General features: G+C 33.7%; 6 protein-coding genes and 2 pseudogenes. 3 read left to right on the forward strand and 5 right to left on the reverse strand.

The window, feature by feature from the left end:
* Positions 1-101 precede the first annotated feature (101 nt).
* Positions 102-1193, reverse strand: a complete 1092-nt coding sequence (gene xerA, locus AADI82_RS12445; RefSeq protein ID WP_341216758.1) for a site-specific tyrosine recombinase/integron integrase — start codon at positions 1191-1193, stop codon at positions 102-104.
* Between the two features lie 153 nt (positions 1194-1346).
* Here xerA and AADI82_RS12450 point away from each other — a divergent pair, with 153 nt between their 5' ends.
* From AADI82_RS12450 to AADI82_RS12460, 3 genes and pseudogenes are all read left to right on the forward strand, one after another.
* A complete protein-coding gene (locus AADI82_RS12450) occupies positions 1347-1748 on the forward strand; it encodes a hypothetical protein (RefSeq protein ID WP_341216753.1) in 402 nt (133 codons plus the stop codon).
* Positions 1749-1888: 140 nt separating this feature from the next.
* Positions 1889-2293, forward strand: a pseudogene (gene tnpA, locus AADI82_RS12455) (IS200/IS605 family transposase).
* A 191-nt stretch (positions 2294-2484) separates the two neighbouring features.
* Positions 2485-2631, forward strand: coding sequence for a hypothetical protein (locus AADI82_RS12460; protein ID WP_341216754.1), 147 nt, complete (start codon positions 2485-2487; stop codon positions 2629-2631).
* On the opposite strand, the gene AADI82_RS12465 is transcribed toward AADI82_RS12460, so the two are convergent.
* The 4 genes and pseudogenes from AADI82_RS12465 to AADI82_RS12480 form a co-directional block, all read right to left on the reverse strand.
* A complete protein-coding gene (locus AADI82_RS12465) occupies positions 2603-3709 on the reverse strand; it encodes a hypothetical protein (protein WP_341216755.1) in 1107 nt (368 codons plus the stop codon). The two genes, AADI82_RS12460 and AADI82_RS12465, sit on opposite strands and share 29 nt — an antisense overlap.
* Positions 3710-3725: 16 nt before the next feature.
* Positions 3726-4205: a hypothetical protein gene (locus tag AADI82_RS12470; protein ID WP_341216756.1), complete on the reverse strand. Its 480-nt coding sequence runs from the start codon at positions 4203-4205 to the stop codon at positions 3726-3728.
* A gap of 339 nt (positions 4206-4544) precedes the next feature.
* Entirely contained in the window at positions 4545-6101 is a 1557-nt protein-coding gene (locus AADI82_RS12475; protein ID WP_341216757.1) for an arylsulfatase, read from the reverse strand.
* Between the two features lie 54 nt (positions 6102-6155).
* Positions 6156-7034 (reverse strand): annotated as a pseudogene (locus AADI82_RS12480) (hypothetical protein); the annotation flags it as partial.

The raw sequence follows: 7034 nt of genomic DNA on the forward strand, positions 1-7034 counted from the left end.
TGTACTGGTTCAATGTCGAATATTTCTTTAATCATTTTTTAAATGTTTTACAACGTGTGAATATACGTATAAATACGGTTATATCACATATATTACTAATGCTAATCTAAGGGATTTTTTATTTTTTTAAAAGTATTTGTAGCTACGTGTGTGTAAATTTCTGTTGTCTTGCTTGAATTGTGACCTAAAAGCACTTGAATTTGACGTAAATCTACCCCCGATTCTAATAAATGCGTAGCAAAACTATGTCGGAGTACATGAGGGGAAACACTTTTTCTAATTCCAGCTTTCCCTGTTGCCATTTTCACAATCCTTAAAACACTCTCTGCACTATATTTGCCTCCTTTCTGACCTTCAAATAAATACTCTTTTGGTTTATATTCCTTAAAGTAAATTCTTAAATCATCTAATGCATTTTTAGACAATAAAGTGAGCCTGTCTTTATTTCCTTTAGCATTCTCTACGCGTACCAGCATACGTTTGCTATCTATATCAGTAATTTTTAAGTTTAAAAGCTCACTGTTTCGTAAACCAGAACCATATAACAGTTCTACAACACATTTATGTTTTATATTATTTGTGTTATTAATTATAGCTATTACTTCCTCTTTAGAAATGACCTTTGGAAGTTTATATTCTCTTCGAGGTCGTTCAATATCATAAAACCTATTGGGCATCCCTAGTACTACCTCATAATAAAATTTAATAGCATTTATAGCTTGATTGATATAAGAATTGGATAATCTTTTTTGGATAAGATGTTGAAGAAAAGCCCTTATGTCACTTTCATCTAAAGTATCCAACGCTCTATCTCTATAAAAGTTAATGAACATTTCAAAAAAAGGCACATAAATACGAACCGTGTTGTTGGAATACCTTTTAAGCTCAAGTTTCAGCAAATATTCCTCAGGGCAATGTTTGTAATAAGGATTGGTTTTTCTTTTCCGAAACCAAGTGACATCTAACGCTTCATTATTAGTATTTATTGGTTTATTGATTAAAAACCGATTATAATTTATCCAAACCACACCTTTAAAAATATTAAATATGTTATTTAAATTTTGTTTTGTATTAGGTAAATAAACCATTTTGTATGTATTACTCCATTTTGGATTGGGTAAACTTTTTATTAAGGCATGAATCACTTTATCAGGATCAAACTTTATACCAATCATCTTCGAATCATCGATCATGAGATGATATAGGGTTATAGATTTAATATGCTGCTTATAAGAAGAATTCATAGAATTATATTATAAAACTTTAAAGCAATTTAGCAGATATAAATGAATTAATCGTATCTTAATCGAATAATGTTCGAATAATATTCACTTAACTTTAATGATATGAGATTACAACAAGAATGCCTGTATTGCAAAAAAGAACTTGTGGGCAGAACTGATAAAAAATATTGTAATCTTCACTGTAAAAGTGCTTATCAATACCAACAAGCCAAAGAGCAACCAGAGCGTTTTTATAATAAAGTAGACAATCAACTAAAACTAAACCGTAAAATATTAAAGATATATAATAAGGGGGGTAAGGTAACGGTTAGAGCCACATTGTTAAAAGAAAAAGGATTTGATGCCAATTTTTTTACTCATTATTGGAAAAATCAAAAAAATCAAGTTTACCTATTTGTATATGAATTTGGATTTCTGAAAATAAATGAAAACAACAAAGAAAAATATCTGTTAATTCTTTGGCAGGATTATATGAAATTTGATAAACCTAATACAATAAAATAAGAAAACTTAGATTAAACTTCAATTACGAGCATATATTTAGACCGATTTTTATTTAAGTCTAAAAAACCACGGTCTTTGACGGTAGTCATATTTTAAAGGCTTCGTCATTTTTTAGGTTTACCATCTAAAACTTTTTTAAGATGAGTAAATATAGAAAATTAATACATGTGTACTACAAATATGACTATCACATTGTTTTCACTCCCAAGTGTTGTTTCCGTGTTTTAGAAGGTATGGTAAAGACTTTGGTCGAACATGACCTTTAGGTGATCAGCACTTGGAAAGATGTCATTATTCAAGAAATGAACGTTCAAAAAGATCACATTCATTTGGTTTGTTCAATCCCTCCGAAGGTTTCCGTATCAGAATTCATGGGTATCCTAAAGGGTAAGATGGCAATCAAACTGTTCAAGACGTATCTCAGTTTAAGACAGAAACCGTATTGGGGGAATCACTTTTGGTCGAGAGGTTGCTTTGTAAGTACCGTAGGTTTAGATGAGGATATGATAAAACGATATGTAAAATATCAAGAACATCATGAATGAGAAATTTTAGTATCAACGCATATAACAGGTTTAGATACTCAGCTTCCTATATTGCCTAGATTTGGAACCAACTTTATTATAAAAAATGAATTTAGCCAAGTAAAATGGTTTGGGAGAGGCCCACATGAGAACTATCAAGATAGAAATACCTCTGCATTGGTTGTAGTATATATGAAGCCTCGGTAGAAAATTTGTATTTTCCTTATATCCGCCCTCAAGAAAATGGGTATAAAACAGATACACGTTGGGTGTCATTTACCAATAATGCAGGAACAGGCATTAAAGTTATTGGTACAGATTTAATATTATTTAGTGCGCACCACCAGTATATTTTATAGGTTGTGTGCCTCCATTTGCCCAAACAAACCGCTTACAAACTTGATAGAATGTAATAGACTCTACACCACTTCTTAAAGCTGGGAATATATTTTCCATACCATTTACAAGATTAGCGATACCGTCACTGGTTTTATAACGGGTAGATTCGGTATACCAAACCGGGTTTGCCGATTTATTCACTAAAGATGCCCACACATCATCACGTTCTTCTTCAGGAATAGGGTTAGAGTCTTCTACATCATCATAAAAATGAGATCCTGAGATATCTATTTGGTCTTCCACATCGTCTACATCGCTTACTGAGGTACGTAAAGCCCAGCGTTCAAGACCAACACGTTGGGTTGTTCCTAATTTGGTCATTTGATTAAATACTTTAAAGTGATCGGAATCATCTGCAGCATCTTCATTCCAAGGTCCTAAATAATCAATCGTAATTCCTGCAGCCGTCATTCTATCCATAAAACTGTCAAGGTAAGCGGCATAAGTAGTAAGGTTTAAGTTATAAACATTGTATGGACAACATCCTTGCCATGAGGATGGAAATTTATGGGCGCCGTGGTGATTAACACCGTATCCATCACCATTGGCAATACTGGCAAATATCTTAACATTGGGATTCACACTTTTCACCGAATTTATTACCGTAATAACATTATCGTAAATGGGGTCTGTTATAGGCTGTAATGCAAAAATGGGCACCCGCAATATTTTTAAATTCATATCGCCATAAAGCTTTTGGGAAATAGCACTTGTATTACCTTCGGCCCATGATTTTATAGTTAGTTTTGCATCTCCCCCAAAAGTAACAGTTTGCTTATTTTGCTCTGGGAATACCGTAATATGGTTTAAGTTTAGTTCGCCATTGTAAACATCGGTAACTTCTGTTGAAGATAATGCCTTGTTAAATATGGCTACCTCATCTAAATAAGCCTTAGTGTTTTTAGAATTACCGCTACCATCAACAAAAGGGGTTACGGCTCCTGTAGAGGCGTTAACATCTAAATAAAGGCTTAAGTTGGTTAGGTTGTGTATGGTTTGCCCTGTACTGGTTGCAACCTGTATCCCATCAATATACAATACAATAATACCTGTATTATAAGTTAGAGTAATGTGAGATGGTATTGGTCTTGGACAATACGTCTACTGCAGATAACCCCAACCCGTTAATTTCGCCTGCGGTTTTTTTAATTTGTATATGCTCACTAACATAGTTGGTTCCGTCATTCCCAACAAAGCTTAATAATCCAAGCCACCAAGCATTGGTGCCTGCCCATTTATATTTAGCCGTTAGGTTGAACTCATTTTTATTCAAAATATTTAAATAGCCCTCAAAATCTTTAAATAAGACATTTTCACCAGCATCATTTACAATAGCATTATTAGTCTGTGAGTAGGTTCCAGCAGGATTTGCGAGACTTACTGTACCAGTGGCGTTCACATTAGTAATTCCTGAAACACCATAAGGAATTATGGTATTGTTCTCAAATGTTAAATAGGCTTGAGGCGTAATGAATTGGGAAAAAGAGTAATAGCTATAAATAAGTAATATAAAGAAGATAAATTTTGTTTTCATAATTACTGTGCTGATTTATTAGTTGTTGTAAAATTATCAAGCACAACTCGTTTTTATGTATCACGAATAGTACAATTATTGGGTAATTTTGTTGCGAATACCGAAAATTATTATGTGTATTATCATGAAATTATCAATTTTATTACAAAGAAAGTTTACTTCTTGTAATGTTAAGAGAATTCTTGTTTTGGAAATGCTAAAAAAAGTAAATAATGATTGGGGTAACGAATATTTGAAGTACTATAGAAATTGGTATCCTAAAAAAAACTTTTTTAGACGACCTTATTTTACAAGATGTTAGTAAGGCTATTGGTGTAGGTTAAAACGATTTGTTTAAACTTATTTTAGCTCTAAAGCTTGAATGCTATTAAAGTTTTCTCCTCTAATAGCTCCAAAGGATGCTATCATTTCTTTTAACTTTTCAGTATTGGTTTCTGCTAAATTGTTTTGTTGGCCAATATCCTCTTTAAGATTGTATAATTGAAATTTGTTTAAGTTTCCTAATTCAATATTAACAGATTTGTTAATTTCAGGTCCTTCGTATGGAGGGATTAGTAACCAGTCTTCTTTTCTAAATGCAGTACGGGTTGTGGCTTCAAGTATAAGCTCATCTCTTCCTTTGTTACTTTTGCCTAAAAATTCATCTAACAGGTTTTTGCTATCGGATCCATTTAAATCACTATCAACTAGAGCAGATAGAGAAGCAAATAAATCGATTTGTGAAACAATGGCATCCGATTTTTTAGGTGCAATAGTGCCTTCCCAATAGGTTATAAAGGGCACTCTTGTGCCTGCTTCGAATAAGCTGTACTTGCCACCACGTAAAGCTCCAGAGGGCTTGTGATTTCCCAACTTCTCTACTGCATCGTCATAATAGCCATCATTTAAAACTGGGCCATTGTCACTAGAAAAAACTATAAGCGTGTTTTCTAATATTCCTTCTTCCTCCAATGTTTTTAATAATTCACCAATACACCAATCGGCTTCAATAATAACATCGCCACGAGGTCCCATGCCCGATGTGCCAACAAATCTTGGGTGTGGTGTTCGGGGAACGTGTGGCTGTTGTAATGCATAATAAAGGAAAAACGGATTGTTCTTTTGTTCTTTTATGTAGTTTTTGGCTTCCTGAAGGAAATTGTCGGCCATGTCTTCATCAACCCATTTTGCAGATGCTCCACCTTTCATAAAACCAATGCGGGGAATACCATTAACAATAGAGTTGTTGTGCCCATGATGCCATTTCATCTTGAGCATTTCAGGGTTGTCTTTCCCTGTAGGTTCACCTTCAAAATTTTCCTTATAACTAACTTCAATAGGATCACTAGGATCTAGGTTGTGTACATAACCATTTTTTATATAAACTGTTGGTACTCTGTCTTGAGTAGCTGCCATAATATAGCTATAATCAAATCCCACTTCATTAGGTCCAGGAGCAATATGTGCATTCCAGTTTACATTGCCACTACCTAATCCTAAATGCCATTTCCCCACAATTCCTGTGTGGTAACCTTTAGATTTAAGCATTTTAGGAACAGTAGCTTTAGTGGTATCTATAAGAAGAGGAGCTGTACCAGGTAATATTTTTGCATCTTTGTTTCGCCAGGGGTATTCTCCAGTTAATAGTGCATATCTACTTGGAGAGCAGGTGGCAGAAGAGGCATAGCCGTTGGTAAATAAAACACCGCCGTTAGCTAATTTGTCAATATTTGGAGTTTCTATTTCGGTAGCTCCATAAGCTTTTACATCGCCATATCCCAAATCATCGGCATATATAAAAATTATGTTAGGAAGCTTATGAGGGGTGTCTTCTGTAATCTGTTCAGGCTGTTCTTTGTTTTTACAAGAAGTGCTAATTAAGAGTAAAGCAATTATTGAATATGCTAATTTTTTCATTTTTTATGATTTTAGTGAACTAAATTTTTGAGAAATTGAATTTAAACTTTCGTACTATTCATGATAATTGTAACCTTTTTCAGGCTCATCTGTAGCATCCCATAAATCCAGATAAGCTAAATACCCTATATTAATTAAAGCAGATTTTATATAAAACTGGTTTAGTTTTTTACTTTCCCGAAGTTTTATCAATTCCTCCTCTATAGGTTTTGCCAATGCACCTAAATTTTGTAAGGTAGCATAAGCAATAAAATAATCGTTCTTAACTTGATCTAATATATAGTTCAATGCATTATTATTGGCTTCAGATTTCACTAATATTTCAGCACTTAATAATCGTATTTCTGTATTTTCATTGTCGTTATTGAAGTTTTTGTTGACTACATCTGGTACATCATTAACAAGTTGTCTTTCTAAAAGTTGCAAAACACCTACCGAGCCCCAATACCGTATGGTAGGCTCATCAGAATTTAAAAATTCTTTTATGGTTTCAATATCCGAAGCTTTAGCTGTACTGGCAAAAGCAGCAGCATCTATAATGGCCTCTACGGGTTGATTGGTTTGTTTTACATAACTATAAAAAGGTAAGGTGTCCTTTTGTTTTCTCATAGACCATGGGTAGAGTCCCAAATCCTTCTTTTGTTTCATGAAACCAATTAAATCTTGTTTCATTTGTGAAACCTGTGTTTGGTATTTTGGATCATTAGCAAGGTTATTTACTTCAAAGCTATCGGCTTGGGTGTCATAAAATTCTATAGCGGTAGTTGGTTTCCAAAAAACACTTTGTAAACTGTCTGTTTTACCTTCTATGTGAGCTTTGTCCCAACCTTGATAAGAGGGCATTTGCCATTGGTAAGATTGTCTAGTACCATTAGGATAAGCCGAATTAAAATTCCAGATTAATTTATATCGACCATCTGTAAAGGCACGGGA

Origin of the sequence: uncultured Wocania sp. (genome assembly GCF_964021735.1) — a bacterium.
GTDB lineage: Bacteria > Bacteroidota > Bacteroidia > Flavobacteriales > Flavobacteriaceae > Wocania_A.

Excerpts from the sequence above, each read along its gene's own strand:
- AADI82_RS12475 (WP_341216757.1), bottom strand. The coding sequence starts at position 6,101 with ATGAAAAAATTAGCATATTCAATAATTGCTTTACTCTTAATTAGCACT.
- xerA (WP_341216758.1), bottom strand. The coding sequence starts at position 1,193 with ATGATCGATGATTCGAAGATGATTGGTATAAAGTTTGATCCTGATAAA.
- AADI82_RS12470 (WP_341216756.1), bottom strand. The coding sequence starts at position 4,205 with ATGAAAACAAAATTTATCTTCTTTATATTACTTATTTATAGCTATTAC.
- AADI82_RS12450 (WP_341216753.1), top strand. The coding sequence starts at position 1,347 with ATGAGATTACAACAAGAATGCCTGTATTGCAAAAAAGAACTTGTGGGC.